Annotated in this window: 24 protein-coding genes; 10 read left to right on the top strand and 14 right to left on the bottom strand. The window is 70.8% G+C overall.

The features are described 5' to 3' along the window. Positions 1 to 57 precede the first annotated feature (57 nt). The 5 genes from NR792_RS12815 to NR792_RS12795 all read left to right on the top strand — a co-directional run bounded on the left by NR792_RS12815 (position 58) and on the right by NR792_RS12795 (position 7,303). Positions 58 to 3,315: a lantibiotic dehydratase gene (locus NR792_RS12815; RefSeq protein ID WP_375760333.1), complete on the top strand. Its 3,258-nt coding sequence runs from the start codon at positions 58 to 60 to the stop codon at positions 3,313 to 3,315. Between the two features lie 168 nt (positions 3,316 to 3,483). After that, positions 3,484 to 4,320, top strand: coding sequence for a metallophosphoesterase (locus NR792_RS12810; protein ID WP_375760332.1), 837 nt, complete (start codon positions 3,484 to 3,486; stop codon positions 4,318 to 4,320). A 173-nt stretch (positions 4,321 to 4,493) separates the two neighbouring features. Further along, positions 4,494 to 5,036 (top strand): DUF2378 family protein, encoded by a 543-nt coding sequence (locus NR792_RS12805; protein WP_375760331.1) that lies wholly within the window; start codon positions 4,494 to 4,496, stop codon positions 5,034 to 5,036. A 149-nt stretch (positions 5,037 to 5,185) separates the two neighbouring features. Next, positions 5,186 to 5,728, top strand: coding sequence for a DUF2378 family protein (locus NR792_RS12800; protein ID WP_375760330.1), 543 nt, complete (start codon positions 5,186 to 5,188; stop codon positions 5,726 to 5,728). Between the two features lie 42 nt (positions 5,729 to 5,770). Further along, complete coding sequence (locus NR792_RS12795) at positions 5,771 to 7,303, top strand: fibronectin type III domain-containing protein (protein WP_375760329.1); 1,533 nt, start codon at positions 5,771 to 5,773, stop codon at positions 7,301 to 7,303. A gap of 69 nt (positions 7,304 to 7,372) precedes the next feature. Here the strand turns inward: NR792_RS12795 and NR792_RS12790 are convergent, their stop codons facing one another. After that, positions 7,373 to 8,068 (bottom strand): pirin family protein, encoded by a 696-nt coding sequence (locus NR792_RS12790; RefSeq protein ID WP_375760328.1) that lies wholly within the window; start codon positions 8,066 to 8,068, stop codon positions 7,373 to 7,375. Positions 8,069 to 8,176: 108 nt separating this feature from the next. Then, positions 8,177 to 9,082, bottom strand: a complete 906-nt coding sequence (locus NR792_RS12785; protein WP_375760327.1) for a LysR substrate-binding domain-containing protein — start codon at positions 9,080 to 9,082, stop codon at positions 8,177 to 8,179. A 148-nt stretch (positions 9,083 to 9,230) separates the two neighbouring features. On the opposite strand from NR792_RS12785, the gene NR792_RS12780 reads away from it, so the two are divergent. Next, on the top strand, positions 9,231 to 9,779 hold the full coding sequence (locus NR792_RS12780) for a YceI family protein (RefSeq protein WP_338261230.1): 549 nt from the start codon (positions 9,231 to 9,233) through the stop codon (positions 9,777 to 9,779). 12 nt (positions 9,780 to 9,791) lie between these two features. Here NR792_RS12780 and NR792_RS12775 read toward each other — a convergent pair whose 3' ends face one another. The 6 genes from NR792_RS12775 to NR792_RS12750 form a co-directional block, all read right to left on the bottom strand. Continuing rightward, positions 9,792 to 10,721: a DUF4382 domain-containing protein gene (locus NR792_RS12775; RefSeq protein WP_375760326.1), complete on the bottom strand. Its 930-nt coding sequence runs from the start codon at positions 10,719 to 10,721 to the stop codon at positions 9,792 to 9,794. Positions 10,722 to 10,796: 75 nt separating this feature from the next. Next, positions 10,797 to 11,309: a hypothetical protein gene (locus tag NR792_RS12770; protein WP_375760325.1), complete on the bottom strand. Its 513-nt coding sequence runs from the start codon at positions 11,307 to 11,309 to the stop codon at positions 10,797 to 10,799. A gap of 170 nt (positions 11,310 to 11,479) precedes the next feature. After that, positions 11,480 to 12,208: a carboxypeptidase-like regulatory domain-containing protein gene (locus tag NR792_RS12765; protein ID WP_375760324.1), complete on the bottom strand. Its 729-nt coding sequence runs from the start codon at positions 12,206 to 12,208 to the stop codon at positions 11,480 to 11,482. After that, the gene (locus NR792_RS12760; protein ID WP_375760323.1) at positions 12,208 to 13,854 is read right to left on the bottom strand and encodes a caspase domain-containing protein; all 1,647 of its coding nucleotides are present in this window, start codon (positions 13,852 to 13,854) and stop codon (positions 12,208 to 12,210) included. The genes NR792_RS12765 and NR792_RS12760 overlap by 1 nt, the downstream gene beginning before the upstream one ends. After that, on the bottom strand, positions 13,851 to 14,648 hold the full coding sequence (locus NR792_RS12755) for a hypothetical protein (RefSeq protein ID WP_375760322.1): 798 nt from the start codon (positions 14,646 to 14,648) through the stop codon (positions 13,851 to 13,853). Before NR792_RS12755 ends, NR792_RS12760 begins: the two co-directional genes overlap by 4 nt. Positions 14,649 to 14,651: 3 nt before the next feature. Continuing rightward, positions 14,652 to 15,227 (bottom strand): RNA polymerase sigma factor, encoded by a 576-nt coding sequence (locus NR792_RS12750; RefSeq protein ID WP_375760321.1) that lies wholly within the window; start codon positions 15,225 to 15,227, stop codon positions 14,652 to 14,654. 104 nt (positions 15,228 to 15,331) lie between these two features. Here NR792_RS12750 and NR792_RS12745 point away from each other — a divergent pair, with 104 nt between their 5' ends. Further along, positions 15,332 to 15,595: a hypothetical protein gene (locus tag NR792_RS12745; RefSeq protein WP_375760320.1), complete on the top strand. Its 264-nt coding sequence runs from the start codon at positions 15,332 to 15,334 to the stop codon at positions 15,593 to 15,595. A 19-nt stretch (positions 15,596 to 15,614) separates the two neighbouring features. Here the strand turns inward: NR792_RS12745 and NR792_RS12740 are convergent, their stop codons facing one another. Then, the gene (locus tag NR792_RS12740; RefSeq protein ID WP_375760319.1) at positions 15,615 to 16,040 is read right to left on the bottom strand and encodes an OsmC family protein; all 426 of its coding nucleotides are present in this window, start codon (positions 16,038 to 16,040) and stop codon (positions 15,615 to 15,617) included. Between the two features lie 261 nt (positions 16,041 to 16,301). Here NR792_RS12740 and NR792_RS12735 point away from each other — a divergent pair, with 261 nt between their 5' ends. Then, positions 16,302 to 16,637 carry a hypothetical protein gene (locus NR792_RS12735; protein WP_375760318.1) on the top strand — a complete coding sequence of 112 codons (336 nt, stop codon included), beginning with the start codon at positions 16,302 to 16,304 and terminating at the stop codon, positions 16,635 to 16,637. 10 nt (positions 16,638 to 16,647) lie between these two features. Here the strand turns inward: NR792_RS12735 and NR792_RS12730 are convergent, their stop codons facing one another. Beyond that, on the bottom strand, positions 16,648 to 17,817 hold the full coding sequence (locus NR792_RS12730; RefSeq protein ID WP_375760317.1) for a zinc-dependent alcohol dehydrogenase: 1,170 nt from the start codon (positions 17,815 to 17,817) through the stop codon (positions 16,648 to 16,650). Positions 17,818 to 17,837: 20 nt separating this feature from the next. Continuing rightward, entirely contained in the window at positions 17,838 to 18,596 is a 759-nt protein-coding gene (locus tag NR792_RS12725) for an SRPBCC family protein (protein WP_375760316.1), read from the bottom strand. Between the two features lie 294 nt (positions 18,597 to 18,890). Between NR792_RS12725 and NR792_RS12720 the strand changes: the two genes are divergently transcribed. Further along, a complete protein-coding gene (locus NR792_RS12720) occupies positions 18,891 to 19,907 on the top strand; it encodes an SDR family oxidoreductase (protein WP_375760315.1) in 1,017 nt (338 codons plus the stop codon). On the opposite strand, the gene NR792_RS12715 is transcribed toward NR792_RS12720, so the two are convergent. The 3 genes from NR792_RS12715 to NR792_RS12705 form a co-directional block, all read right to left on the bottom strand. After that, the gene (locus NR792_RS12715; protein ID WP_375760314.1) at positions 19,904 to 20,542 is read right to left on the bottom strand and encodes a hemolysin III family protein; all 639 of its coding nucleotides are present in this window, start codon (positions 20,540 to 20,542) and stop codon (positions 19,904 to 19,906) included. The two genes, NR792_RS12720 and NR792_RS12715, sit on opposite strands and share 4 nt — an antisense overlap. A gap of 276 nt (positions 20,543 to 20,818) precedes the next feature. Then, positions 20,819 to 21,037 carry a hypothetical protein gene (locus NR792_RS12710; protein WP_120529436.1) on the bottom strand — a complete coding sequence of 73 codons (219 nt, stop codon included), beginning with the start codon at positions 21,035 to 21,037 and terminating at the stop codon, positions 20,819 to 20,821. Between the two features lie 33 nt (positions 21,038 to 21,070). Then, a complete protein-coding gene (locus NR792_RS12705) occupies positions 21,071 to 23,254 on the bottom strand; it encodes a methyl-accepting chemotaxis protein (protein WP_375760313.1) in 2,184 nt (727 codons plus the stop codon). A 495-nt stretch (positions 23,255 to 23,749) separates the two neighbouring features. On the opposite strand from NR792_RS12705, the gene NR792_RS12700 reads away from it, so the two are divergent. Further along, a complete protein-coding gene (locus NR792_RS12700) occupies positions 23,750 to 25,312 on the top strand; it encodes a carboxylesterase/lipase family protein (RefSeq protein ID WP_375760312.1) in 1,563 nt (520 codons plus the stop codon). Positions 25,313 to 25,378: the final 66 nt, after the last annotated feature.

Genomic DNA, 25,378 nt, shown 5'->3' with positions numbered 1-25,378 from the left:
CCATCCTTCCGGCCTTTTGTCCGTCCGCTGCTCCCGATTCTCCGGGCCTCGCCTTGGGTGACGCTCACTTCCCAGCCGCCCATGTCCACGAACAACTCGCGCCCGCCCTCCAAGTCCCCCACCCACGCAGCCTCCGGCTTCTTCGCTTTGCGCACGCCGCTGCTTCCCTTCGACACGCTCGTCGACTGGGGCCAGGACCTGAGCGCCTGGGGGCTCCCGGAGGGCCAGCGCGCGGACGCACTCACCAGGGAGCGCGCGCGGCTGCGTGAGCGCCTGCGCGGGTGGGTGGAGGAGCCGGTGGTGCGGGAGGCCCTCTTCCTCGCCTCGCCCGGCCTCGAGGAGAGCATCCCCGTCTGGCTGGAGTCCCCGGACTCGGACTGGGGCCAGAAGGTGGAGCGCGGCCTGGTGCGCTACCTGTCGCGGATGGCCGGGCGCGCGACCCCCTTCGGCCTGTTCGCGGCGCACTCCGTGGGCAGCCTGCGCGACAAGGCGCGGCTGCGCGTGCCGGAGCGCTCCGCCGTCCGCAAGCACACGCGCCTGGACATGGACTACGTCTGCGCGCTGGTGGAGCACGTGCGGCGCGAGCCCGAGGTGATGCGCGCGCTGCGCTACGTGCCCAACACCAGCCTGTACCGCACGCCCACGGAGCTCCGCTACCTGGAGATGCGGCAGCGCGGGCGGGAGCGCAGCTACGGGCTGGTGGCCATGGAACCCACGCCCTACCTGGACGCCACGCTGGAGCGGGCCCGGGCGGGCGCGACGCTGGAGGCGCTGGCCCAGGCGCTGGTGGCGCAGGACGCGGAGATCCCGCTGGAGGACGCGCGGCAGTACACCGTGGACCTGGTGGAGGCGCAGCTCCTGGTGCCCACGTGGGCGCCGAACCTGACGGGGCCGGAGCCCGTGCCCTTCCTCCTGGCGGGCGCCGAGGGCATCCCCGCGCTCACGCCGGTGCGGGAGCGGCTGTCCGCCGTCCAGTCCCTCCTGGCCGACCTGGATGCCGCCCCGCCGGGCGCGCCCCCGGCGTCGTACCGGCATGTGGCGCGCACCCTGGAGGCGCTGCCTGTTCCGGTGGAGCTGCCGCGCCTGTTCCAGGTGGACTCGGTGCGTCCGGGCGCGGACCTCTCGCTCCCGCCGCGCGTGGCCTCCGAGCTGCTGCGCGCCGTGGAGGTCCTTCGCCGCATCACCCCCGAGCGGAGCGAGCAGGACCCGCTGGTGCGCTTCCGGGAACGGTTCGCGGCGCGCTACGAGGGACGCTCGGTGCCGCTGCTGGAGGCCCTGGACGAGGAGCGGGGCATCGGCTTCGTGGCCGATACCCGGCCCGGCGGTGGCACGGGCCCGCTCGTGAAGGGCCTGGGCTTCCGCTCCCCTCGCGGCGCGGACCCGGCCGGCCTGGACTCCCGGGCGCGGCACCTGCTGCGCCGGCTCCAGGAGGTGAGCCAGGCGCATGCCCGGGAGCTGGTGCTGACGGACGAGGACCTGCGGGCCATGGAGGCGGAGACGCCCAGGCGGCTGCCGGATGCCTTTGGCGTGGTGAGCACCCTCATCGCCGACTCCGCGGAGGCGGTGGACCGCGGAGACTTCCGCATCCTCTTCGAGAACATCCACGTGGCGGGGGCCGTGTATCTGGGCCGCTTCTGCCATGGAGACCCGGAGCTGGAGGCGCGGGTGCGCGAGCACCTGCGGGCCGAGGAGGCCCTGCGCCCGGACGCCGTCTTCGCGGAGATCGTCCACCTGCCCCAGGGCCGCATGGGCAACGTCATCAGCCGGCCCGCGCTGCGGCGCCATGATCTCGTCTTCCTGGGACAGTCCGGCGTGCCCGAGGAGGATCGCATCGACGTCGCGGACCTGCGCCTGTCGCTGGAGGGCCACCGGCTGGTGCTGCGCTCGGAGCGGCTGGGGCGGGAGGTGGTTCCCCGGCTGACGAACGCGCACAACTACGTCGGCTACGGACTGAGCCTCTACCGCTTCCTCTGCATGATGCAGAGCGAGGGCGGCGAGCGGGGCATGCGCTTTCGCTGGGGCCCGCTGGAAGCCGCGTCCTTCCTGCCGCGCGTGCGGTACGGGCGGACGGTGCTGGCGCCGGCCTGCTGGAACCTGCCCCTCCCGCTGCTCCAGACCTGGGGGAAGCTGCGAGGCGCCGAGCGGTTCGATGCGGTGCAGCGCTACCGCCAGGAGGCGAGACTGCCGCGCTGGGTGTGTCTGCGCGACGGGGACAACCAGCTCCCGGTGGACCTGGACAACGTCCTGTCCGTGGAGACGCTCGTCCACACCATCAAGGAGCGCCCGCTCGCGGCGCTGGAGGAGCTGTACCCCGGGCCGGAGGGGCTGTGCGTGGAGGGCGGCGATGGGCGCTACGTGCACGAGGTGGTGGTGCCCTTCGTGCGCGAGCCGTCCCCGGTGGCGCCGCCGCGGCCCGCGCCGCCTCCCGCCCCGCCGGCGCCCGTGGCGCGGCGGTTTCCCCCGGGCTCCGAGTGGCTGTACCTCAAGCTCTACACGGGCACGGCGACGGCCGACCGGCTGCTGCGCGGCGGGCTGGGCGACACCGTGCGGCAGGTGCTGGCGTCGGGCGCGGTGGACCGCTGGTTCTTCATCCGCTACGGCGACCCGGACTTCCACCTGCGGCTGCGCTTCCACGGCGAGCCCGCGCGGCTGGAGTCCCAGGTGTGGCCGGTGCTGCGCTCGGCGTGCGCGGACCTGCTGGACGAGGGCACGGGCTGGAAGCTGCAGCTGGACACCTACGAGCGCGAGGTGGAGCGCTACGCCGGGCCGGTGGGCGTCGTCCTGTCGGAGGCGTTCTTCTCCGTGGACAGCGACGCGACGCTGGACCTGCTGCGCACGTGCGAGGGCGATGCGGGCGCGGACCTGCGCTGGCGGCTGGTGCTGAAGGGGCTGGACCTGCTGCTCTCGGACCTGGGGTTGCCGCTGGACGCGAAGGCCCGGGTGGCCGAGCGGGCACGGGATGGCTTCGCGTCCGAGTTCAAGATGGGCAAGGTGCTGGAGACGCAGCTGAGCGCGCGCTTCCGCGCCGAGCGCCCGAAGCTGGACGCGCTGCTGGACGCGACGCCCGCCACCGAGGGCCCGTGGCAAGAAGGGCTCACGGTGCTCCAGCAACGCAGCGAGCGGCTTGTCCCCGTGGGCCGTGAGCTCCAGGCCGCCGAGCGCGAAGGCCGGCTCACCCTCCCCGTGGAGGCGCTGGCCACGAGCCTGATGCACATGCACGTCAACCGCGTGCTGCCGGACGACGCGCGGGCCCATGAGCTCGTCCTGTACGACTTCCTCGCGCGGCTGTACCGCTCGCGCCTGGCCCGGGGCTGAGACAGGCACATCCTCCCCGGCCCGGTCCCTGCCCGGGGAGCGTGTGCGTGAAGTCCTCGCGATGGATTGCTGCCACGAACGCCAGCAGCCCTCGCTGTCAGGAGCTTCGGCGTCGAGCCGTCGACGGCGGCGCCGGTCCCTGGCTGTCCGGCGCGCCAGGAGGCGGTAATGGGTGGGAGTGAAGACGGGTGGTACTTCGCGGCCGTGGGAGACGTGCACGGCCAGATGCACGCCATGGTGCGGCTGCTGGAGGGCTGGTCCGCGCGGACGGGCAAGCCCCTGGCGTTCGTGCTCCAGGTGGGGGACTTCGAGCCCCACCGCGACGACGCGGACCTGGCCACCATGGCGGCGCCCGCCAAATACAAACACCTGGGCGACTTCCCCGTCTACCACCGCCGCCAGATGCGCTTCCCCTGGCCGGTGTATTTCATTGGCGGAAACCATGAGCCCTATGGCTTCCTGGATGCCAATGCCCCTCACGGCTTCGAGGTCGCTCCCGGCTGTCATTACCTGGGACGTGTCGGTCAGGTCGAACTGCGAGGACTTCGCGTCGCCGGGCTCTCAGGCATTTATCGCGAGGATGCGTTTCAGGCCGCTCGTCCGTCTCTCTCGAACTCCCAGGCCGTGCCGCACAAGGCCTTCGCGTACTTCAACGAGGAGGACGTGGATCGCGCCATGGCCCTGCGGAACGTCGACGTCCTCCTGCTGCACGACTGGCCTTCCGGGCTGATCGCGGCCGAGGACGCGGGCGCGTTCGAGCACCAGCGCCGCAGCGTGAGCCACGACACCGTGGGCAACGACTACGCCCGCATGCTCGTGCAGGCGCTCCGGCCCCGCTGGGTCCTCTGTGGCCACATGCACCGGGCGTATCGCTCCGCCATCCCGCATCCGTCCGGCCAGGTGTCGGACGTGGCCTGTCTCGCCAGCGTGCGCCAGGGGCCCGAGTCCTTCGCTGTGTTCCACGTCTCCGCGAAGGGGATCTCGGAGGTCACCCGGACCCGCTGAGTCATCCAGGTCGTGCAATACAAGACTAAGTAATCATCACGGCCAGCCGTGAAACATGGGGACGTCTCAGACCTGGGTCGGAGGGCAGGGGGCTTTCGGGTTCACGGGGAGGATGTGTATACTGCTGTGCGACACGGCGGAATGGGACCGCCGGGCCGTTGCCGGGGTGATTCGTGGAAGAAGAGATCGTCTATCGCCACACCGTGGAGGGCGTGTTCCGCGCCATCGGTGATCGGCTCACTCCGGAGCTCCGGGCGAAGCTGTTGGCCGTGGGCCTGGACCTGGACGCGCAGTCGCCTCGCAACACCTCCCGGCCCATCTTCGCGGAAGCCCTGCGGGTCACCGTGGCGCACCTGTACCCGGAGCTGGACGTGAGCGAGGGCTACCGGCGCCTCGGCGTCTGCATCATCCAGGGCATGGAGCAGACCGTGCTCGGCAAGTCGCTCGTGTCCATGTGGCCCATCTTCGGCCCGGAGCGCGTGGTGGTGCGCATCCAGGAGAGCTTCTCCACCGTGAACAACTACATGCGGTCGGAGCTGCTCACCCAGGGCCCCGGCCACCACATCATCCGCGTCAACGAGTGCAACGGGAACCCGGGCTACCTGCGCGGCCTCATCGAAGCGGGACTTGCCAGGGCCGGCGCGAAGAACCTGCGCGTGGAGCCCTTCGACTTCGACGGCCACGCCTGCTCCTATCGCGTCCGCTGGGGCGGCTGAGCCTGGAGCCGGGCAAATCCTGAAGACCCGCGCAGTTCCGGTGTCCGGGAAAGACAGACGGATTTGATTGGAGTTACGTAAGGGGCTGGTGAGCCTTCGTGGATTCGTGATGGCATTGCGCAATCACATCCGAACCCCCGGACGGATCCATGGCCGAGCAGGTCGTCTATCGCCACACGATTGAAGGGCTCTTTCGCTCCATCGGCAGCCGGCTCACGCCCCAGCTGAAGGACAAGTTGAAACAGGCCGGACTGGACCTGGGGGCTCCCATCCCCCGCAGCACACCCCGGCTCGTCTTCGCGGAGGCGCTGCGCATCACCGCGCAGCACCTCCATCCCGACGTCGACACGGACGAGGGCTTCCGGCGGCTGGGCGTCGGGCTCATCCAGGGCGTGGAGCAGACGCTGCTGGGCAAGGCGCTCGTCGCGATGTGGCCCATCTTCGGCCCGGAGCGCGTCGTCATCCGCATCCAGGAGAGCTTCGCGACGGTGAACAACTACCTGAAGACGGAGCTCGTCACCCAGGGACCCGCGCACCACGTCCTCCGCGTCAGCGAGTGCAACGGGAACCCGGGCTACCTGCGCGGCATCATCGAGGCCGGCCTCACCAAGGCCGGAGCTCGGAACCTGAGCGTGGAGCCGTTCGACTTCGACGGCCACGCCTGCTCCTACCGCATCCGGTGGACTCCCTGATAAACCGGGGAGTCCATGAAATCACTACTCCCTCGATACCGTGTGTTGTGTTTCACCGGCGCCCTCCTGGGGGCGCTGGCCTGCGGTCCCCAGGACTCGTCCACTTTGGAGGCCGATGAGACCGGCGAGGTCTCCCAGGCGCTCAGCGCCCCGACGCTGCTCGAAGCCGTGCCCGGCGACGGGCAGGTGACGCTCAAGTGGACCGCGGGCCCCACGGGCACCCAGGGCTACCAGGTCCGCTTCCGCGTGGGCGACGGCAGCTGGGCGTACCGGGGCGCGGGCACCAACACCACCTACGCCGTCACGGGCCTCTCCAACGGCACGCGGTACGAATTCCGCGTGCGCATCAAGGGCTCCACTGCGGAGACGACGTCCACGTACTCGAACGGCCTGTACGCCACGCCCACCGCGGACGAGTGCTCCGGCTCCTCCGTCCGCCACATCACCGTCACCGGCGCGGGGACGAAGGACGGCCTGACGGCGCAGAGCGCGGGCACCCTGGCCCACCTCAACGCGTTCATCCAGGCCGTGGGCCCTGGCGGCCTGGTGTGCATCCATGGCGGCACCTACGGCACCGGCACCACCGTGTCCCAGGGCGGCGCCCTGGGCGCGCCTGTCACCATCAAGGGCGTGGAGGGGCGGCCCGTCTTCCAGTCCACCTTCGAGGCCTCCACTCGCGCCAAGACGGGGCCCGTGGCCTTCACCGTGAAGGCCAGCAACCTCGTGTTCCACAACCTGGAGTTCCGCCACGTGGGCACGTGCTTCAGCTTCAAGGCCGTGTCGCCCGTGGCGCACGTGACGCTCAGTCAGTTCCGCGCGGAGAACGTGGCCACCTGCGTGGACGTGGAGCGCTCCAGCACCACCGCCTTCACCGACCTGACCATCCGGAACGCGATGATCCTCCAGTTCACGCGCGGCGGCATCTTCCTCGCGTCCGGCACCAACCAGTCGCTCGTGGAGGACGTCTACATCGACATGGAGCCGGACCAGATTGGCGGGCAGGGGAGTGACTACCCCGTGGGCATCGCCCTCTACGACACCACGAACCGCGTCACCCTGCGCCGGGCCACGGTGATGAACGTCACCGGCATGCAGACGGGCTACACGCAAGGCGACGGCATCGACGGGGAGAGCTCCGCGAGCGACGTCGTCCTGGAGGACAGCTACTTCCGCGGCAACGAGGACGGCTGCGTCGACACCAAGGTGCGCAACATGCTCATCCGCACCACCGTCGCGGCCGAGTGCAAGCGCAACTTCCGCCTGTGGCAGTCCGCCACGCCGGGCCCGCGCGTCGAGAGCTCCAGCAGCTACCAGCCGCGCGACGGCCACTTCTTCATGCACACCGGCACCACCACGGCGAAGGACGTCGCCGTGTACTCCAGCAATGCCGCGAAGCTCGTGGCCTATGACTGCTCGTCCTCGTCCCCGTGCACGTTCAACGCGGAAGGGCTCCGCGGGACGCTGCTGGATTCAAGCAAGCTCAACGCCACCGGCACCGTGACGGGCAACACGCTGGTGTATGGCCAGGCCGTCACCATCCCGCCCGTGCCCAACCCCACGTCCTTCACGCCGTAAAGAACGCTGGAAACGACAAGGCCCCCGGGTCCACTCAGGGATCCGGGGGCCTTCTTCGTGCCCGGCGCATCAGGCCAGGTCGAACAGCAGGGCCTCCAGCGGCTCGGAGGCGGTGAGCACGAGGCTCGACTCGTCGGAGACGGCCACTCCGTCACCGGCCTTCACGGTCACGCCATTGAGCGTGCCCGTGCCGCGGGCAATCTGCACCCAGGCGTGACGCCCCTTGGGCAGCGTGTACTCCGCCTTCTCGCCCGGGCTCAGCAGCGTGCTGTTGAGCAGCACGTCCTGGTGCACGGTGAGGCTGCCGTCTCGCGCGTCGGGGCTGGCCACCACGCGCCAGCGTCCCTGCCGGTCCTTCTCCGGGAAGAACTTCTGCTCATACTCGGGCTTCAGGCCCTTCCTGTCCGGGATGATCCAGATCTGCAGGAAGTGGACGTCCTCGTTGGAGCCGTTCATCTCGCTGTGCAGCACGCCCGTGCCGGCCGTCATGCGCTGAACCTCTCCGGCGCGCAGGAGCCCCTGGCCTCCCGTGCTGTCCCGGTGCGCGATGGCACCGCTGAGCGGGTAGGTGATGATCTCCATGTCCCGGTGCGGGTGCGTGTCGAAGCCCTCGCCGGACTGCACGCGGTCCTCGTTGATGACGCGCAGGGCGCGGAAGCCCATGTTGTCAGGGTCGTAGTAGCTCGCGAACGAGAAGGTGTGATGCGAGTCCAGCCAGCCGTGGTTGGCATGTCCGCGCGCTTCAGAGGGCCGAAGGTTCATCATGGTGTGTGCTTCCTTTCGAGACACAACATGCGCTCCGGAACGCCACCTGGCCAGACTCGAACCTCGGGACACATCGTTCCATCCGCGGAACGAAACGCCGTCACTGTCTCAGCGTTTCGCGCGCTTGAGCGCTCCCTGCAGCTGGGGCCAGTGCTCGCGCAGCACCTCCACGAAGGCCATCACCTTGGGCACGTGGTGGCGCGTGGGCGGGTAGACGGCGTGCACCGGCGCGCCCGCGGAGCTCCAGTCCGGCAACACGCGCTGGAGCCGGCCGGACTCCAGGTCCTCCACGCATTGCTGGCCGGGGATGAGCGCCACCCCGGCGCCCACCACCGTCACCGCGCGCAGCATGTCCGGCTCGTTGATCACCAGCCGCCCGGAGACCTTCACCTCGACCGACCGTCCCCCCGCATGCAGCGTCCAGACGTTCCCCTGCAGCGCCGTGCCGAAGAAGAGGCAGTCGTGCTTCGCCAGGTCCGAAGGCGTGCGCGGCGCGCCCTTCGCCTGGAGGTACTCCGGTGAGGCCACGACCAGCCACTCGATGTCCCCCAGCCGCCGCGCCATCAGCGACGAGTCCGGCAGCCGCCCGGCGCGCACCGCCAGGTCGAAGCCCTCCTCCATCAGGTCCACCGCGCGGTCCGTGCAGAGCAGCTCCACCTGCACGTCCGGGTACAGCTCCATGAAGCGCGCCACCATGGGCGCGAGGAAGTGGACGGACAGGGGCGTCGTCACGCGCAGCAGTCCCTGCGGGCCCGCCTGCATGCGGGTCACCGCCAGCTCCGCGGCTTCCGCTTCCGCGACGATGCGCTCGCAGTGCGCGTAGTACGCGCGGCCGACTTCCGTCAGGTGCAGCGTGCGCGTGGTGCGCTGGAGCAGCTGGGCGCCCACGCGCTCCTCCAGCTCGGACACCTTCCGGCTGACGGTGGACTTGGGCATGCGCAGCGCCTTCGCCGCCGCCGTGAAGCTGCCCGCCTGGACCACCCGGGCGAAGACGAGGAGTTCGTTGAGGTCCATGGCCGTGCCCCATGCGAAGGGCACTGTTCCAGCGGTGGAACAGTGCTTCCTGTCCGTCCCGTCTAATCCGGAACGTGGGGGGCCGCTACCTTACGCCTCGTTGAAACACACCGCCGCCAACGCGGCGCTCACGACAAGGACGACGACCATGGCCACCACCCTCTGGAACATCGACACCACGCACACGGGCATCCACTTCAGCGTCCGCCACATGGTGGTGGCGAAGGTGCGCGGCAACTTCACGAAGTTCGGCGGCACCCTCACCCTGGATGACGCGAACCCGGCGGCGTCCTCGGTCTCCGTCTCCATCGAGGCGGCGAGCATCCACACCGGCGTCGAGCAGCGCGACAACCACCTGCGCTCGCCGGACTTCTTCGACGTGGCGAAGTTCCCGGCGCTCACCTTCCAGAGCACGAAGGTGGAGCCCTCCGGCAAGCACCTGAAGGTCACGGGCCAGCTCACCATCCGCGGCATCAGCCGCGAGGTCGTCCTGGAGGCCGAGCAGCTGGGCATCGCCAAGGACCCGTGGGGCAACACCAAGGCCGCGTTCGAGGCGAAGACGACCATCAACCGCAGCGACTTCGGCCTGACGTGGAACCAGGCGCTGGAGGCGGGCGGCGTGCTGGTGGGCGAGAAGATTGAAATCGCCCTCGAGGTCCAGGCCGCCCAGGCGCAGCCGGGCGAGAAGGCGGCCTGAACCTGAGAAGCACTACTCGACGTCGAAGGACGTCAGGACGAAGTCGACGTTGGCTTCCGCGCCTGAGCCGACCGTGGCGGTCGCCGGGCGCGTGATGTCCGTGCTGAACGTCACGCCCTCCGGGCCCACCAGGTCCACCTGGTAGGTGCCCGGCAGCAGGAACTTGAAGTTCGCCACGTAGCGGGTGGCCGTGCTGGCGGTGAAGGCCAGCGGCTCACGGCTGCCGTCGGCGTTGATGAGCACCGCGGAGAAGAGGCCCAGCTGCGTGGGACCCAAGGGCAGGGACACGCTGCCCGCCTCCAGCGAGACCTCCACGTTGCCGGAGAACTGGAGGTCCGCGCCCTTGATGATGGGACGCATCACCCACCGGTTGGAGTTGCCGGCCTCCTTGCCGAAGCTCTGCGCGACGTCGAAGTCCACCAGGATGACCTTCTGCTCGTCATCGCTGGTGATGGTGACGTCCGCGTCCTTGTCGAACTTCACCTTGAGGCCGGAGCTGCTGGCGCTCGGCATGTGCAGGTCGCCGTCCACCTGGGCGCCCTCGGGCAGGCCCGCGTAGTCGCGCGAGGTGGCGAAGATGCGGGTCGCGCCGTCCTGCTTCACCTGGATGTAGCCCCCGGTGATGACGAAGCGCAGCTCCTTGTACGTGCCCGCCGGAACCTCCGCGTCCTTCACCAGGTCCGCGGTGTCGTTGGCCAGCGTGAGCAGGTCGGTGGTGACGGGCTCGCTCAGGAGCACCACGTCGCCCTTGCCGTCCTCGTCTCCGTCCACGCTGCCCTTCAGGTAGACCTTGGAGATGGTCACCACGGCCTTCTCGATGCCGTCGCCCGGGGCGTCGGTGAGCTTCAGGGTGACGCGGGAATTGCCATCGCCGCAGGCCGCGAGGAACAGCAGCCCCGTGGCCAGGAGCAGGGAAGAGGTCAGGTGTCGCAGGGTGGTCATGGGGAAGCCTTTGGGTGAATCAGGAATGAACGCCTGGGAAGACCCGCCCAGGCACGGGGTGGCCACGGCGCCTTCTCAGCCGATGATCGGCAAGCACTGCCCTTCCTGGCAGGCCAGCGACTCGCAGCAGCTCACTTCGCCCTCGGTGGAGCACTCGCCGCCCTGGGGGATGCACACGGGACCGGCGTCGACGTCGCCGCCCGAGCCGCCGTCCGTGGTGCTGCCACCGTCGGGCTCGGAGCTGCCGCCGTCGGGCTCGGAGGTGCCGCCATCCGTGGGCGTCTCGCCGTCGCAGGCGCCCAGCCGGTCGCCGTGGCGCAGGTGCGCCGCCCCAGCGGGCGCGCCCACCGTGATAGTGTGCGCGTTGGCGGGATTGCCCGGGGGGATGTGGCAGAGGGTGATGCGTCCGTCCCCAGGCGCGGTGCCACCATCCGCCAGGGGCACCTCACCCGCGGCGCCACCGAGGTTGTCATCGCCCGTGGCGAGCGACGGATCCTCCAACGACGTGGGGCCGCCGCAGCCCATGGACAGCAGCGTCGCGCACAACACCATCCATGCCGCGGAAGAGGGAGCGGTCGGGATACGCATGGTCATCCTCCTGTGAGACGAGGCGGTGGGGGGCCCCTGGGTTAGCGGGAGTGCCTCGTTGTCAGGAAGACCCGGCTGCTCGCGGGATGGCCACAGGCCCTCGTACCGCGGATACAGTTTCATACGGGTGGCGAAGCGCGCGGGCACCCCGCGTCTTCAAATGCGTTGCTTTACGGAAGACTCTCTTCACAGCGGAAAGCCCTGCACCCGAGCGGCGACACGCAATGGCTGTCTTCCAGGCACTGCACGCAACAGCCGTCGGACGCGCAATGACTCTCACTGTTGCAGCCCGTCCGCGCGCAGCCCTCCTGGACGTAGGACTCCTCCGGGACGAGCTCCACGTTCAGCACCGTCTGCTTGCCCGCATCCACACAGCCCTGGAGGGCCGTGGTGAGGAAGCGGGGCGCGGAGACGCTGACGCCGTAGCAGCCTTCCGGCAGCGGCCCCACATGGCGGGGGGCCTGGTCGTCGAGCCCGGAGGCTTCGATGGGCGTGCCGTCCACGGACGCGTGTGCTCCCGCCACCTTCAGGTTGCCCCGGGCGTGGATCTTCACGAAGAAGGTGCCCGCGGGCCGGGGCGCCACGTCCGGGACGTCCACGGACTGGCCGCCCTGCACGGTGAGCGGCACGCGCGCGGCCTTGTCCGCGGTGGCCAGGACGAAGAGCTCCGCGGGTCCCGCGGGCACGTCCTCCAGCGCGAAGCGGCCCTGCGCGTCCACGCCGCTGCGCACGCCGGGCGCGCCCACGACGGACACCAGCGCGACGGAGGGATCGAACTCCGTGAGCCGGCCGCGCACGGTGCCCGCGCGGAAGGGCTCGTTGTCCAGGTTGCCGCACGCGCCCAGGCCCAGGCCCAGGCCGAGCGACGACAGGGTCAAGAGCAGGCATTGGCGACGCATCAGAAGCGGTACCCCACGCCGGCGTTTCCGCCGATGAAGCCCACGGCCTGTCCCTGCCCGTCCACCACCACGTACGTCAACATCCCGTGACCCTGGGCGGTGAGCTCCAACCGCTCGCCCAGACGCCACGCCAGTCCACCCACCACACCGGGGCTGACGGTGAAGTAGCGCTGGCCACCGGAGAAGGCCTCCACGTCGAAAGACCTGCCCAGGTACAGCGCGGCCACACGGGGGCCCGCGAACAGCGTCAGCCGCTCCCAGCGCCAGAGGTACGGCACCGCCGCGCCCAGCGTGAGCGTGGTGTAGCCGAAGGGCACCTCGCTGCCCGGCGCCATCTGGAGCTTCTGGCGTCCATGGCCCAGCCCCACGTCCACGAGCAGGCCCAGGTCCTGGAGCGGAAGGTCCTCCAGCCGCAGCACGACGCCCACCTGGGGCGCGGCGGGCAGCAGCTCGCGCCGGCTCTGGCCGTCCGTGAAGGACATCATGCCGCCCACGAGCGACAGCGCGCGCCGCGGGATGGCGTCCGCCAGCAGGCGCTCCAGGGGCAGGCGCTCGCCTCGGGCCACGTCCACCTCGCGCCGCACGAGGACGGCGTCACCCTTGGTGAGCTCCACCGTGCGGCGGCCCGGGCCCACCGCGGCGCCGCCCGGCAGCTCCAGGCGCGGCTCGCCGTCCACCTTGAGCAGGAAGCCGTCCAGGCGCGGGTTGTAGGAGAACAGCTCCGGCTGGCCCGTGCGGTCGATGCGGCCGGCGAGGATGACCGGATCCGCGCCCACCTCGAGAATCTCCGCGGACGGCCGCTGCCGGCCTTCGGTGAAGGCGAAGGTGCGGCGGCGCGCATGGTCGTGGGCCTCCGTGGCGGTGACGGCGCCGTCCGCGTTGCGGTCCGCGGCGCCACCCAGGCCCTCGATGAGGAAGTACGTGTAGATGTCGTTGCGCAGGCCCTCGTCCTCGCGCGCCGTCTCGCCCCAGTCGCTGGCGGCGAACACCATGGAGGCGCGGGAGGACTCCTCCAGCGGCCGCGCGTAGAAGCCGGACTTGATGCCGGCCAGCTCCACCTCCAGCTCCCTGGGCAACAGCGACTTGCCGCTGCCGCTGTGGCAGGTGGCCAGCACCAGCAGCCGCCGCCGGCTGGGCAACTGCTCGAACTCCGCCTTCAGCGCGTCCATGGAGAGCGCCGTCTGCGGAATCGCGCGGAAGGACGCGTCGCGGGTGACCAGGTAGCGCGTCAGCTCGCCCTTGCCGTCGCGCGCGAGCGTGCCGTGCGCGGACAGGTACACCATCACCACGTCGTCGGGCCGGGTGGCTTCACGCCGCAGCTGCCGCAGCGCCGCGAGGATGGCGTCGCGGGTCGTCTCCTCCGGACGCGTGAGGACGCGCACCTGGTCGAAGTGGCCCCGCGCGGGGTCCTTCAGCGCCGCCGCGAGGTCGGTGGCGTCCTTGGAGGAGAAGCGCAGGGCGCGCCACTGGGGATCGTCGAACGACGACACGCCCACGAGCAGCGCGAGCCGCCGGGGCGTGTACGCGCGCGAAAGGTCCGCCGCGTCGAGCCGCAGCGGCACGAGCCCGCCCTTGTCTCCGGCCGTGGCGGATGGGCCCGCACAGGCGCAGAGGAGGACGAGCAGCAGGGGAAGGAGGCGCTTCACGGGGCCAGAGTCTGACCGGATTGGACCCGCACGTCGAACCTCACCACGGTGCCCGGGCGTGCATCCGGGCTGCCGTCCGCCTCGAGGGCGGCGAGTGCGTCCTGCTCCGACGCGGACTCACCTGGCGCGAAGGCGACCAGCGCCAGCGACAGCGGGCCTTCGTCCGACTCCAGGCTCACGCCCGCGAGGCCGTCCGTCCCCTCCAGGTCGTGCGTCCCCGCGTCCAGGGGGAAGCGGCCCAGCAGCTCCGGGGCCTCGTGCCCCCGCTGCTGGTAGAGCAGCGCGGTGCCGGACTCCGTCGCGTGGTAGCGCAGGAGCAGCACCTCGTCGTGGGTGACGTCCGCCCCGGGGTCCAGCCGGCGCAGGCCGCCGTCGGTGCCCCGGGCGACCACGGCCAGCTCCAGGGAGATGCGCCGTCCCGGGCCCTTCTCCCCCGTCCATTCGTTGGCGCTCCGGCCGGGGCCCTTCACGATCGGCACCAGCACCACCATCAGCACGGAGGCCGCGAGCGCGCCGGCCATCCAGCCCCAGTACCGGCCGGGCGGCGGGGCGAAGCGGCGGGAGCGGGGCAGGGTGCGCAGCGGGACGACGGTGGCGCCTTCCTCCGCGGCCTTGCTGGCGGGAGCGAGCGCGAGGAGCAGGGCGTCCGTGCGCCCGTCGAGCGGATCAGAGTGCGTGGCGAGGAACGTCTCACAGACCTCGCAGGGCGAGGCCAGGTGTTCGCGGAACCAGGCCACGGCCTGGGGGTCGCGCGCCGCGAGCTCGGACATCGCGCTGGCATCCAGGTGTCTCATGGCTCACTCCCACCGTCCGGCGAGCACCCGCTGGAGGAGCTCGCGCTTGATGCGCCCACGAAACCGCTCCAGCCGCATGGTGACCGTGCTCTTGCCCACGCCGAGCTGTTCGGCGATCTCCCGCGCGGAGAGCTGACCCTCGATGTAGAAGAGCTGCACGGTCTTCTTCTCCTCGCCTTCGGGCAGCTCCGCGATGAGCTGCCGTACCACCTCGATGTCCCGCTCCACCTGGAGCGTGGGTGGCAGGGCCGGCACCGTCTCCGGTGTCGGGTCCACCCGTTCCTCCTCCATTCGCTGGAGCAGGCTGCGGCGCTCCAGCCGCGTGCGCGCCCGGTTGCGCGCGATGGTCAGCAGCCAGGGCGTGAAGGCCCCCGGCGACTTCAGTTGAGGCAGCCCCCGGAACGCCCGCACGTAGGACTCCTGGAGGACGTCCTCCGCCTCGTCGGGACCCAACGTGCCGAAACCCGCGACCAGGCGGGCCACCAGAGGGCGCGTGCGACGGTAAAGCTCGCTGAAGGCGGACGACTCCCCCTGCGTCGCGCGCCGAACCGCGTCCGTGACGTCGTCCGTCTCAGCCACCTGCGAAGAAGACCTCCTGGGCACGAATCGGCCACGGGCCTGCATTCTTCCACCCGGACTCGCGGCTAGAGTGAGAACTTTCTCATCCGGCGAGAGGAGAACCCATGCGGCGGTACCTGGTGACGCTGGCCTCGGTGGGATGGCTCCTGGCGTCAGCCTGTGGCCCCGCGGACGCCCCTTCGCCGGACCGCCCTTCGGAAGGGGCCAGCCCGGGGGACGCGCAGGAGCCGGCGGGAGAGGACCCTGGCGGCCCGGCGGAGCATGAGCTCACGCCGTGCCTGTCCCAGTGCTACGCGACCTGCGTGGGCAACACGCCCGAGGTCGTCGCGTGCCGGCAGGACTGCCGTGACGCGTGCGCCGGCGGCTGAGGCCGGCGCGGGGGGCGGCTCAGGTCGCGAGCTTCGCCTTCAGCGTGATGTTCACGCCCGCGAGCGCCTTGGAGACGGGGCAGCCCTTCTTGGTCTCCTCGGCGATCTGCTGGAACCGGGCGTCGTCGGCGCCGGGGACGGTGGCCTCGGTGCTCAGCGCGATGGTGGTGATGGCGAAGCCCTCGCCCTGCTTGTCCAGGTGCACGTCCGCGTGGGTCTGGATGCGCGTGGGCTTGAGGCCCGCCTTCTCCAGCCCCAGCGACAGGGCCATGGAGAAGCACCCGGAGAGCGCCGCGCCGATGAGCTCCTCCGGGTTGCTGCCCTGCTGACCCTCGAAGCGGGTGCCGAGCGAGAAGGGCACCTCCGCGGCGTGGCCCGGCTTCATCGAGCCCTTGCCGTCCTTCAGCCCACCGTCCCACTGCGCACTGCCCTTGCTGATACCCATGGCGTTCGTCTCCCTGCGCGCGGCGGCGTGCCGCGTCCGGTGCGTTTTTTTCCGCGCGGCAAGGGTAGGGCGCTCGCCACCTCGCGGCGGACCTGTCGCCGGGGCCGGGGCGGGTTCTGCCGTGGACTGGACGCTCGCTCGCTCGAAGGCCTGGGTTCTGGACGGTTCCAGGTCCTCCACCGGGGTTGCGTGGGAATCCACTTTCTGCGGGACTGCGGGGTCTGAGAGGCATTTCCGCCTCCGGCATCTGGAGCCTCCCGCATGCGCAACATGATCCGCGCCCTGGTCTTGACGACCTTCTCCGTCGGCCTCCTCTCCGCCTGTGGCCCGGCGTCGGAGCTGGACGCGTCGCCGTCCGACGGTGAGGCCTCGCAGGTGGAGCAGGGCATCGGCAAGACGCCTGACTGTGCCATCGGCGAGTACCTGGCGGAGCAGGTCAACTGGTCCTCGACCTGCGCCGCGTGTAGCGAGGTGGGCGGCGACGGCAGCTGGCAGAACGGCGCCCGTGGCCTCAGCGGTTCGCTCTACCAGACGTGCTGCGGCGACAATGGCTGCGGCACGTGGAAGTACATCCGGCCGGTCTGCACCCACTGCTAGGCATTGCCGCTCAAGAAGTGAACACGGCCCGCACGCAGCCGTCCTCCTTCTTCTTGAACAGCTCGTAGCCCTTGGGCGCGTCCTCCAGTGAGAAGCGGTGCGTGGCGAGGAACGAGGGATCCAGCTCGCCCTTCGCCACGTGCTCCAGCAGGCGGGGCAGGTACTTCTGCCCGTGCTGCTGCGCGGTGCGCAGGGTGAGGCCCTTGTTGATGATGGCGCCCAGGGGGAACGAATCCATCAGGCCATACACGCCCAGCACGGACAGCGTGCCGCCCTTGCGGCAGGCGAGGATGGCCTCACGCAGGGCCTGCCCCCGGTCCGAGTGCAGGTGCAGCGCCTGCTTGGCCCGGTCATACGCGTAGCCCGGCCCGGTGCCGTGGGCCTCCATGCCCACCGCGTCGATGCACGCATCCGGCCCGCGGCCTCCGGTCATCTCCCGCAGCACGTCCACCACGCTCTCCACCTGGCTGTAGTCGAGCGCCTCCGCGCCCACGAACTTCTCCGCCATGGCCAGCCGCTCCGGGAAGCGGTCCACGGCGATGACGCGCTCGGCGCCCATGAGGTACGCGCTGCGGATGGCCATCAGCCCCACGACGCCCGCGCCCCACACGGCGATGGTGGAGCCCGGCTGGATGCCGCAGAAGTCCGCGCCCATGTAGCCCGTGGGGGCCGCGTCGGAGAGGAACAGGACCTGTTCGTCGCGCAGGCCCTCCGGCACCCGGAAGCAGTCGTGGTCGGCGTGGGGCACCCGGACGAACTGGGCATGCGCGCCCGCGTAGCCGCCGAAGGCATGCGTGTAGCCGTAGATGCCGGCCGTGGGGTAGCCGAACGCCACCTGCTGGTACTCGGGCTTGGGGTTGGTGTTGTCACACAGCGACCAGAGCTGGTGGTCGCAGTACCAGCAGTTGCCGCAGACGATGAACGAGGGCACCACCACCCGGTCCCCCTTCTTCACCTTCTTCACGTCGCGCCCCACCTCCACGACCTCGCCCATGAACTCATGGCCGATGATGTCTCCCGCCTTCATCGTCGGGAGGTAGCCGTCGATGAAGTGCAGGTCGGAGCCGCACGTCGTCGACATCGTGACGCGCAGGATGGCGTCGTGCGGGTTGACGATCTCCGGGTCGGGGACGGTCTCCACGCGCAGGTCGTTCACTCCATTCCAGCAAAGGGCTCGCATGGCTTCGTGCTCCTCAAGGGTCAGTCCGCGCTCACGCGAGCGGAGGGGTTGTGGTCCAGCGTGGGAATCTCTCCGGTCTCCGCCAGGCTCTTGAACCGGCGCAGCGCCTTCATCACCCGCATGGTGGGAATGGCGCGCATCCGGTTCGCGAGCGCCTCAACCAGTGCTCCGCCCGGGGGCACGAAGGCCAGGTGCAGCGTCACCTCCGTGCCCCAGTTCGCCGGAGCGGGCGTGAAGCGCACCCAGCCCTGGGTCTCCACGGGGCTGTCCTCCGTGGACTCCCAGCGGATGAACTCCGGCGAGCGGTCCTCCACGACGTGCGAGTCAAAGCTCACCTTGCGCCCCAGCGGCTCCTGGATCTCCCAGTGCCTTCCGTCGCCGGCCGTGGGCCTGACGACCGCGAAGTCCGCCATCAGAAGGCTCAGCGTGGAGGGCTCACGCCACAAGCGGTACAGCACCTCCGCCGGACGGCCCACGGTGAGGGTGCGCTCCACCTCGATGCCGTGTCCGCGTCGTGCTTCCTTGCTCGCCGGTGCGCGGCCTGCCGTCCTGGCCCCCGTGGCACGCTTCCGGGAGTGCAGACCCTGGTAGAGCAGGGCGCCGCTGGCCAGGGCCATCATCGTGCCCCCGAGCGAGCGGCGTCTCAGTCCCAGGGACATCAGCGTTCCCGCGACCACCGTCGAAGCGGCCTGGCTCCATCGTCCCGGGAGGACGTCCTCCTGGGAAGAGGCCTCCCGGGGCGGGGCTTCCCGCGGGGCCATCGTTCGCGAACTCGCCATGGTTCCTCCCGGCCCGGCCGCACGCGCGCCGGGCACTCCCCGCGAAGCTTTGGGCCGGAAGGCCCAGGGACAACCGCGCCTGGGACAGGGACGTGGGAACTGGCGGTCCGGCGTTCCTCAGTGAGTGAAGGAGCGAAGCAGCCGCACGGCCGACGCGGCGTGTGGTGTCCGACAATCCCTCTCCACGGCACAGGCCCGGTTGTCGCCCACCGGTCCGTTGACGTGAAGGTCTTTTCCCCAAGGCTCCCGGACCCGCTTAGGTCGCACGCCTTCCCTCAAGCCTGGAGCCAGTCAATGGAATCGGATGACAACAGCAACGCGCCTTCACGCCGTCAGGTCGTGGGCGGCCTGGCGACGGGAATCGCCGCCGTGTTCGCCACGACGCCGGCGGTCGCGGCTCCGGATGCCGGGGTGGCCGCCGCTCCCGCGCAGCCGTTGCGGAACCCCGTCACCCTGCACCCGAAGCCGCCGTTCGAGAAGCAGTCGCAGCCCTGGCCGGGCCTGGCGAGCAAGATGAACCCCCGGCCGGACCACGGTGAGAAGAGCTACAAGGGCTCGGGCCGGCTCGCGGGACGCAAGGCGCTCATCACCGGCGGCGACTCCGGCATCGGCCGCGCCGCCGCCATTGCCTACGCGCGCGAGGGCGCGGACGTGGCCATCAACTACCTGCCGGCGGAGGAGCCGGACGCGCAGGAGGTGGTGGCGCTCATCAAGGCGGAAGGGCGCAAGGCGGTGGCGCTGCCCGGGGACATCCGGACGGAGGCCGTCTGCAAGAAGCTGGTGGCGGACGCGGTGGCGAAGCTGGGCGGCCTGGACATCCTGGTCAACAACGCCGCGAAGCAGGCGACGCAGGACTCCATCCTGGACATCACGGCCGAGCAGTTCGACTGGACGGTGAAGACGAACCTCTACGCGATGTTCTGGATCACCAAGGCCGCCGTGCCGCACCTCAAGCCGGGCTCCGCCATCATCAACACCACGTCCGTGAACGCGTATGACCCGTCGGAGAACCTGCTCGACTACGCGATGACCAAGGGCGGCATCATGATCTTCACCAAGGCCCTGGCGAAGCAGCTGGCGAAGCAGGGCATCCGGGTGAACGGCGTCGCGCCGGGCCCGTTCTGGACGCCGCTCCAGGTGAGCGGAGGCCAGACGCAGGAGAACCTGGTCAAGTTCGGGGAGAACACGCCCATGGGCCGCCCCGGCCAGCCGGCGGAGCTCGCCTCCGTGTACGTGGAGCTCGCCAGCGCCCAGGCCAGCTACACCACCGGGCAGATCTACGGCGCGTCCGGCGGACGCGGCAATCCCTAGCGCCCCACGAAGTCCATCAGCACGGCGTAGTGCGTGGCGGCCGCGGCGACGACCATGATGTGGAAGACCTCGTGGTAGCCGAACACGTGGGGGATGGGGTCGGGCCAGCGGCGCGCGTACACCACCGCGCCCACGGCGTAGAGCACGGCCCCGAAGAAGAGCCACCCCACGCGGCCGGGGCCCATCACCCCCGGCAGGTGCCACATCACCGGGGCCGCCACGCAGCCCAGGGCCACGTAGAGCCCGGAGCGCAGCCCCCGTGACGCGGAGATGCCCGCGAGCGTGAGCGTGGCGCCCGTCAGCGCCGCGCCCCACATCCCCCAGAGCAGCCGCTGGCTCCAGCCGCCCATGGGGGCCAGCGTCGCCATGGGCGTGAAGCTGCCCGCGATGAGGATGAAGATGGCCGCGTGGTCGAACCGGCGGATGCGCTGGTACGTCGCGGCGCTCCACGTGGGCCAGTGGTAGCCCCCGCTCACGCCGAACATCAGGACCAGGCTGCCGCCGAACACCAGGTTCGCCACGTACTGCGCGCCCTGCACCGGGACCAGCGCCATCCGCACGCACCCCACCAGCGCCGCCACGAACGCGATGACGTGCGACAGGCCGCGCAACCGGGGCTTCACACTCTCTTCCATGCGGTGCTCGTACTTCCGGCACGTCACGGCTTCGTCAGCGTCCTCGCGCCCCCGCGCCCGGGACGTCGCGTTCTCCACGCATCGCCCCGGCGGAGTGTCCTCGGGACGTCAGGGCGCGGCCCCGGGCGGCACCCGGCACGCGGCGTGGCCCAGGATGACGTCCCCGTCGACGGTGCTCGTCGGCGTGGGCGTCCACCCGGCGCGCAGCCGCGCGTCCAGGAGCTCATCGGCGGTAGGGCAGTGGTCCCACACGGAGACCGAGGTGACCCCGCCCAGTCACGTGGTGTCGAAGACGAGGTAGCGCGCCTCTTCCCAGGGCAGCACCACGTCGTGGGTGAACTCGTCCTGGACCACCACGGCCGCCACGTCGCGCGGCGGGGTGCTCGCGAAGCCCCAGCGCACCACGTCCTGCAGCAGGGTGAGCGGCGCGAGCTGCCGCTCCAGGGCGGCTCTGCGCTCGGGCGGCAGTCCGGAATGGTCGGTCAGCGGCACCATGGCCCGGCAGTGTAGCCGGGCCGGGCCCGGGCTTCACGCGGCCACGGGCTTCTGCTGGTCATCCGAGAGCGTGCCGGAGCGCAGCGCCTTGCTCGCGGCCCCGGACATGACCTCCGCCAGCGTCTGCACGGAGCGGGTGACGGTGCGCGTCTCCTCCACCGCCGCCAGCGTGCGCTGCATCTGGCCGGACAGCTCCTGGATGGCCTGGGCAATCTGATGGGTGCCCGAGTCCTGCTGGGCCACGGCCTGGGTGATCTGCCGCACGCTGCCGCTGGTGTCGCTGATGATGCCCGCCAGCTTCTGCAGCTGCTCGCCGGAGCTGCGGACCGCGTCCAGGCTCACCTGCACGCGCCCCTGGCCCTGCTCGCTCATCTGCGCGGCCTCTCGCATGCTCATGCTCACGCCGTCGAGCACGTCGCGGATGCGCTCGGTGGCGCGGATGGACTGGTCCGCCAGCCGGCGCATCTCCTTGGCCACCACGCCAAAGCCCTTGCCGCTGTCGCCGTTGCGCACCGCCTCGATGGCGGCGTTGATGGCCAGCATGTTGGACTGGTCCGCCAGCGTCTTCACGTCATCGACGATGCCGGACACCTCGCGGGTGCGCTCGTCGAGCGCGAGGATGCGCGCGGCCATCTCCGACACCTCCGTGCGGATGGCGGCCAGGTCCGTCAGCGTGCGCTCCAGGGCCTCGCCGCCCTGGCGTCCCACCGCCTCCGCGCTCTCCGCGGACGCCGCGAGCAGGCGCGCCTTGTCCGCCGTCAGGTGCGAGCCCTGGCGGATCTCCTCCACCGTCTGCTCCAGCTCCCGCAGCGCGGCCGCCTGACGGCTGATGCCCACCGTCTGCTCCTCGCTGGAGGTGTGCAGCTGCTGCACGACGGCGGCCAGCTCGTCCGCGCCCTGGCCCATGCCCTGGGCCAGCAGGCGCACGTCCTTGCGGCGCGCCTCCAGCTGGTGCGTGTACTCCGCCAGCGAGCGCACCACCTCCGACGAGCGGCGCGCCACGATGGCCACGAGCGACAGGGTGACGGTGAAGAAGCCCCAGTGCATCTGGCTGTCGGCGGTCTCCATCAGGCCCACCACCGGCAGCGTGGCGAGCACGGACACGAACGTGAGCCCGCCCAGGCCCGCGACGAAGATGCGCGCGTCCCGGTCCCCCTTCAGGGCCTGGACCACCGCGACGCCCACGCAGACCAGCAGCCCGGGCAGCGAGTAGAGCGCGAAGGCGGGCAACAGCCGCCACGCGGTGCTCAGGCTCACCACCGCGATGACCGACTGGACGAGGGCCAGGACGGAGACGAAGGCCGCGCCCCAGCGGAACCAGCGCAGCCGGTCCGCGCCAATGGTATCGGAGATGAACCAGGCCAGGCTGGGGACGATGGCGTACGAGCCCACCAGCGTGAGGACGCTGCTGAGGACCGCCCCGTCCCAGAGCGCCACGAACAGGCCGCTCGAGCCGAGCAGCAGCGCGCCGGAGCCCATGGCGAACACGGTCAGCGACGCGAGCAGGCGCCACTGGCGGCGCAGGAGGGCGGCGCCCAGCGCCACCACGCCGACAGAGAACAGCAGCGTCCCCATGACGAAGGGCGCGAGGCCCATGCGGGTCATCGCCGCGAGCAGCCGCGGGTGCGAGCCCACCTTCGCGTCGCGGGTGACGCCGATGCCGGGGCCATGGGCCTGGATGCGCAGCAGCACGGGGTGGCCCAGCGAGGCGGGCGGCACGGGCACCAGGTGCCAGGCCAGGTTCTCCATCGACTCGTTTCCGGAGGGGTTCACCACTCCGCTGGCGTAGACGCGCTGGCCGCCCGCGTAGACCTCGAAGGCGTTGGCGACGTTGCCCAGGAAGAGGGCGGGCGCCAGCCAGGGGCCCTGGGGCAGGGGGATGCTCAGCCAGAGGAAGGTGTTCGTTCCGCGGCCCGGCGGCTCCTGGAGCGCGTCCACGGGCTGCCAGCCCTCCGCGCCCTCCGGCTCCGTCGCCCACGTGGGAACGCCGTCAGGCCCCAGCGGCGAGTCCCCCCAGCGGTAGCGCCACCCGTCGAGCGCCGGCAGCGCCGCCGCCAGCCGGGCCGGCTCCGCGTGCGCGGCGGGCGCGAACACGAGGAACGTCAGCAGCACGGACACCACGGCCGCGAGCCGCGAGGCGCGGTGGGTCTTCCGGGGGCCGCGGAAGGACGTGGGCTGGGACTTCAAGTCGAGAGCAAAGACGCGGGAGCGACACATTCGTGACACATGCTCCAGCGCCAGGGGGGGCAATGTAAAATGGGTCCCTGATGCCTCGCCCGCCGTGCCTCCGGGCAGCACGTGCACGCGCGCCGGGATTTATCCGGACAGCAACGCAAAACACGGAATGATCAGCAGGCGTGGCGCGCGCGAGTCGTACCCGCAGTGCCTACCCTGAGGGTCCAATCCTCCTCTGGGAGTGAAGGAGGGCGAGCCTCCGAGGGCCCGGCGTGGATCCGGGCTGCCTGGAGGCTCCCTGGTCCCATGCGCCTCTTCACCCGCGCGCGGTCCGCGTGGTTCGAGCACGCCCGGATGCGGCCGGGCGATGCGGGAAATCGTTAGGGCATTGCCCTGATGCTCCGGAGTCTGGGGCGGGCGTCACGTTGCGGACGCGTGATTGTCTTTGGGTCCCGCCGCATTGACTCGCATGGGCCAACCCTCTACTTCGCTTCCGCCCGGTTTAAGGCGTGCCGGGCTTCGTGGGGGGTTCCAAACATGGTCCAGCAGTCCGCTCCTGTCGTCAGCACCGTCGAAGGACAGCTCCAAGGCGTCGTCGAGGAAGGGGTGTATGCCTTCAAGGGCATTCCATACGCCCAGCCTCCGGTGGGCGAGCTGCGCTGGCGCCCGCCCGCTCCGGTCATGCCGTGGAAGCACATCCGCCAGGCTTCGAAGCCTGGCAATTCCTCGCTCCAGTCTCGCGAGGCCTGCATCGCGGGCGGTGGCGGCGACCCGGTCCCCATGGGCGAGGACTGCCTCTACCTCAACGTCTGGACGCCCCGCGTGGATGCGCAGGCGAAGCTGCCCGTCATCGTGTGGATCCACGGCGGCGCGTATGTGATTGGCGCGAGCGGCCTGCCTCCGTACAACGGCGTGCCCATGGCGTCCCGGGACGCCATCCTCGTCACGTTGAACTACCGCCTGGGCCACCTGGGCTTCCTGGCCCACCCGGCGCTCCAGCGGGAACCGGGCGGCGGCGCGGCCAACTTCGGCCTGTTGGATCAGCTCGCCGCGCTCCAGTGGGTGAACCGCAACATCGAGAGGTTCGGCGGGGACGCGGGCAACGTCACCCTCATCGGCCAGTCCGCGGGCGCCAAGAGCGTGCTGTCCCTCTTCTGCATGGAGGCCGCGAAGCCCCTCTTCCACCGGGGCGTGGCGATGAGCGTGTACGGCCTGGACGAGATGCCCCTGGAGAAGGCGCTCCTCAAGGGCGAGGCGCTCATCCGCGGCATGGGCGTGGCGGACGCGGACGCGACGCCGGAGCGCCTGCGCAAGCTGCCCGCGGACGCCTTCTGGCAGCAGCCGCCGGAGCACTCGCTGGCGCCGGTGGCCGTGTGCGGCGACTCGGTGATGCCCCAGTCCATCCTGTCCACCTTCAAGGCGCAGCAGCAGGCGCGCGTGCCGCTCATCCTGGGCAGCACCAGTGACGACGTGAGCGTCGTGCACGACATGCGGCGCGACCCCATGGAGATCCTCCAGGCGCTGCGCGACCAGAACGTGCCCATCGGCCTGCTCTACCCGGGCGTGAAGCCCGACGAGGAGCTGGCCCGGCAGGTGTGCCGCGACATCCTCTTCACGCTCATCCCCCGGCAGATCGCGGACCTGCACCACAAGGTCTCCGACGCGTGGCGCTTCTACTTCGACTACACCGCCACCGCGCTGCGCCCGACGCACCCCAACGGCGTCCCGCACGGCTCGGACGTGCCGTACTTCCTGGACACCGTGGCCCGCTGCCCGCCCACGCAGGACGTCGTCACCGACGAGGACCGCGCGTACTCACGCCAGGTGAGCGGCTGGATGCTCCAGTTCGCCCGCACGGGAGCGCCCGCGTCCGCCACCGAGTGGCCCCGGCACCAGCAGGGCGAGGACCGCACCCTGCGCATGCAGCAGCCGCCGAAGGTGGAAACCAACTTCATGCAGCTGCGCCTCAACGCCTTCCTGCTGGCGAGCGCCATCATCAGCGGCGCGGACGCCGACACGGCGGACACGGCCAGCCCGCCGCACGCCGCCCGGCACGGCGCCATGCCGCAGAAGAAGTCCCGGCCTGAAGGGACGCCGTAGCGCGCGAAAAAGAAAGGGGCCCGGCGTTCGCGGCCGGGCCCCGGGTGGTTTCCTGCTTCGTGCGGC

Source organism: Corallococcus exercitus, from assembly GCF_042231735.1.
Classification (GTDB): domain Bacteria; phylum Myxococcota; class Myxococcia; order Myxococcales; family Myxococcaceae; genus Corallococcus; species Corallococcus exercitus_B.
This window is presented reverse-complemented; position numbering and strand designations above follow the sequence as displayed.

Bases quoted from the DNA above. Each gene is read 5' to 3' on its own strand.
- NR792_RS12810 (WP_375760332.1), top strand. From the start codon at position 3,484: ATGGGTGGGAGTGAAGACGGGTGGTACTTCGCGGCCGTGGGAGACGTG.
- NR792_RS12800 (WP_375760330.1), top strand. From the start codon at position 5,186: ATGGCCGAGCAGGTCGTCTATCGCCACACGATTGAAGGGCTCTTTCGC.
- NR792_RS12790 (WP_375760328.1), bottom strand. From the start codon at position 8,068: ATGATGAACCTTCGGCCCTCTGAAGCGCGCGGACATGCCAACCACGGC.
- NR792_RS12785 (WP_375760327.1), bottom strand. From the start codon at position 9,082: ATGGACCTCAACGAACTCCTCGTCTTCGCCCGGGTGGTCCAGGCGGGC.
- NR792_RS12780 (WP_338261230.1), top strand. From the start codon at position 9,231: ATGGCCACCACCCTCTGGAACATCGACACCACGCACACGGGCATCCAC.
- NR792_RS12775 (WP_375760326.1), bottom strand. From the start codon at position 10,721: ATGACCACCCTGCGACACCTGACCTCTTCCCTGCTCCTGGCCACGGGG.
- NR792_RS12770 (WP_375760325.1), bottom strand. From the start codon at position 11,309: ATGCGTATCCCGACCGCTCCCTCTTCCGCGGCATGGATGGTGTTGTGC.
- NR792_RS12765 (WP_375760324.1), bottom strand. From the start codon at position 12,208: ATGCGTCGCCAATGCCTGCTCTTGACCCTGTCGTCGCTCGGCCTGGGC.
- NR792_RS12755 (WP_375760322.1), bottom strand. From the start codon at position 14,648: ATGAGACACCTGGATGCCAGCGCGATGTCCGAGCTCGCGGCGCGCGAC.
- NR792_RS12745 (WP_375760320.1), top strand. From the start codon at position 15,332: ATGCGGCGGTACCTGGTGACGCTGGCCTCGGTGGGATGGCTCCTGGCG.
- NR792_RS12740 (WP_375760319.1), bottom strand. From the start codon at position 16,040: ATGGGTATCAGCAAGGGCAGTGCGCAGTGGGACGGTGGGCTGAAGGAC.
- NR792_RS12735 (WP_375760318.1), top strand. From the start codon at position 16,302: ATGCGCAACATGATCCGCGCCCTGGTCTTGACGACCTTCTCCGTCGGC.
- NR792_RS12730 (WP_375760317.1), bottom strand. From the start codon at position 17,817: ATGCGAGCCCTTTGCTGGAATGGAGTGAACGACCTGCGCGTGGAGACC.
- NR792_RS12725 (WP_375760316.1), bottom strand. From the start codon at position 18,596: ATGGCGAGTTCGCGAACGATGGCCCCGCGGGAAGCCCCGCCCCGGGAG.
- NR792_RS12720 (WP_375760315.1), top strand. From the start codon at position 18,891: ATGGAATCGGATGACAACAGCAACGCGCCTTCACGCCGTCAGGTCGTG.
- NR792_RS12715 (WP_375760314.1), bottom strand. From the start codon at position 20,542: ATGGAAGAGAGTGTGAAGCCCCGGTTGCGCGGCCTGTCGCACGTCATC.
- NR792_RS12710 (WP_120529436.1), bottom strand. From the start codon at position 21,037: ATGGTGCCGCTGACCGACCATTCCGGACTGCCGCCCGAGCGCAGAGCC.
- NR792_RS12705 (WP_375760313.1), bottom strand. From the start codon at position 23,254: ATGTGTCGCTCCCGCGTCTTTGCTCTCGACTTGAAGTCCCAGCCCACG.
- NR792_RS12700 (WP_375760312.1), top strand. From the start codon at position 23,750: ATGGTCCAGCAGTCCGCTCCTGTCGTCAGCACCGTCGAAGGACAGCTC.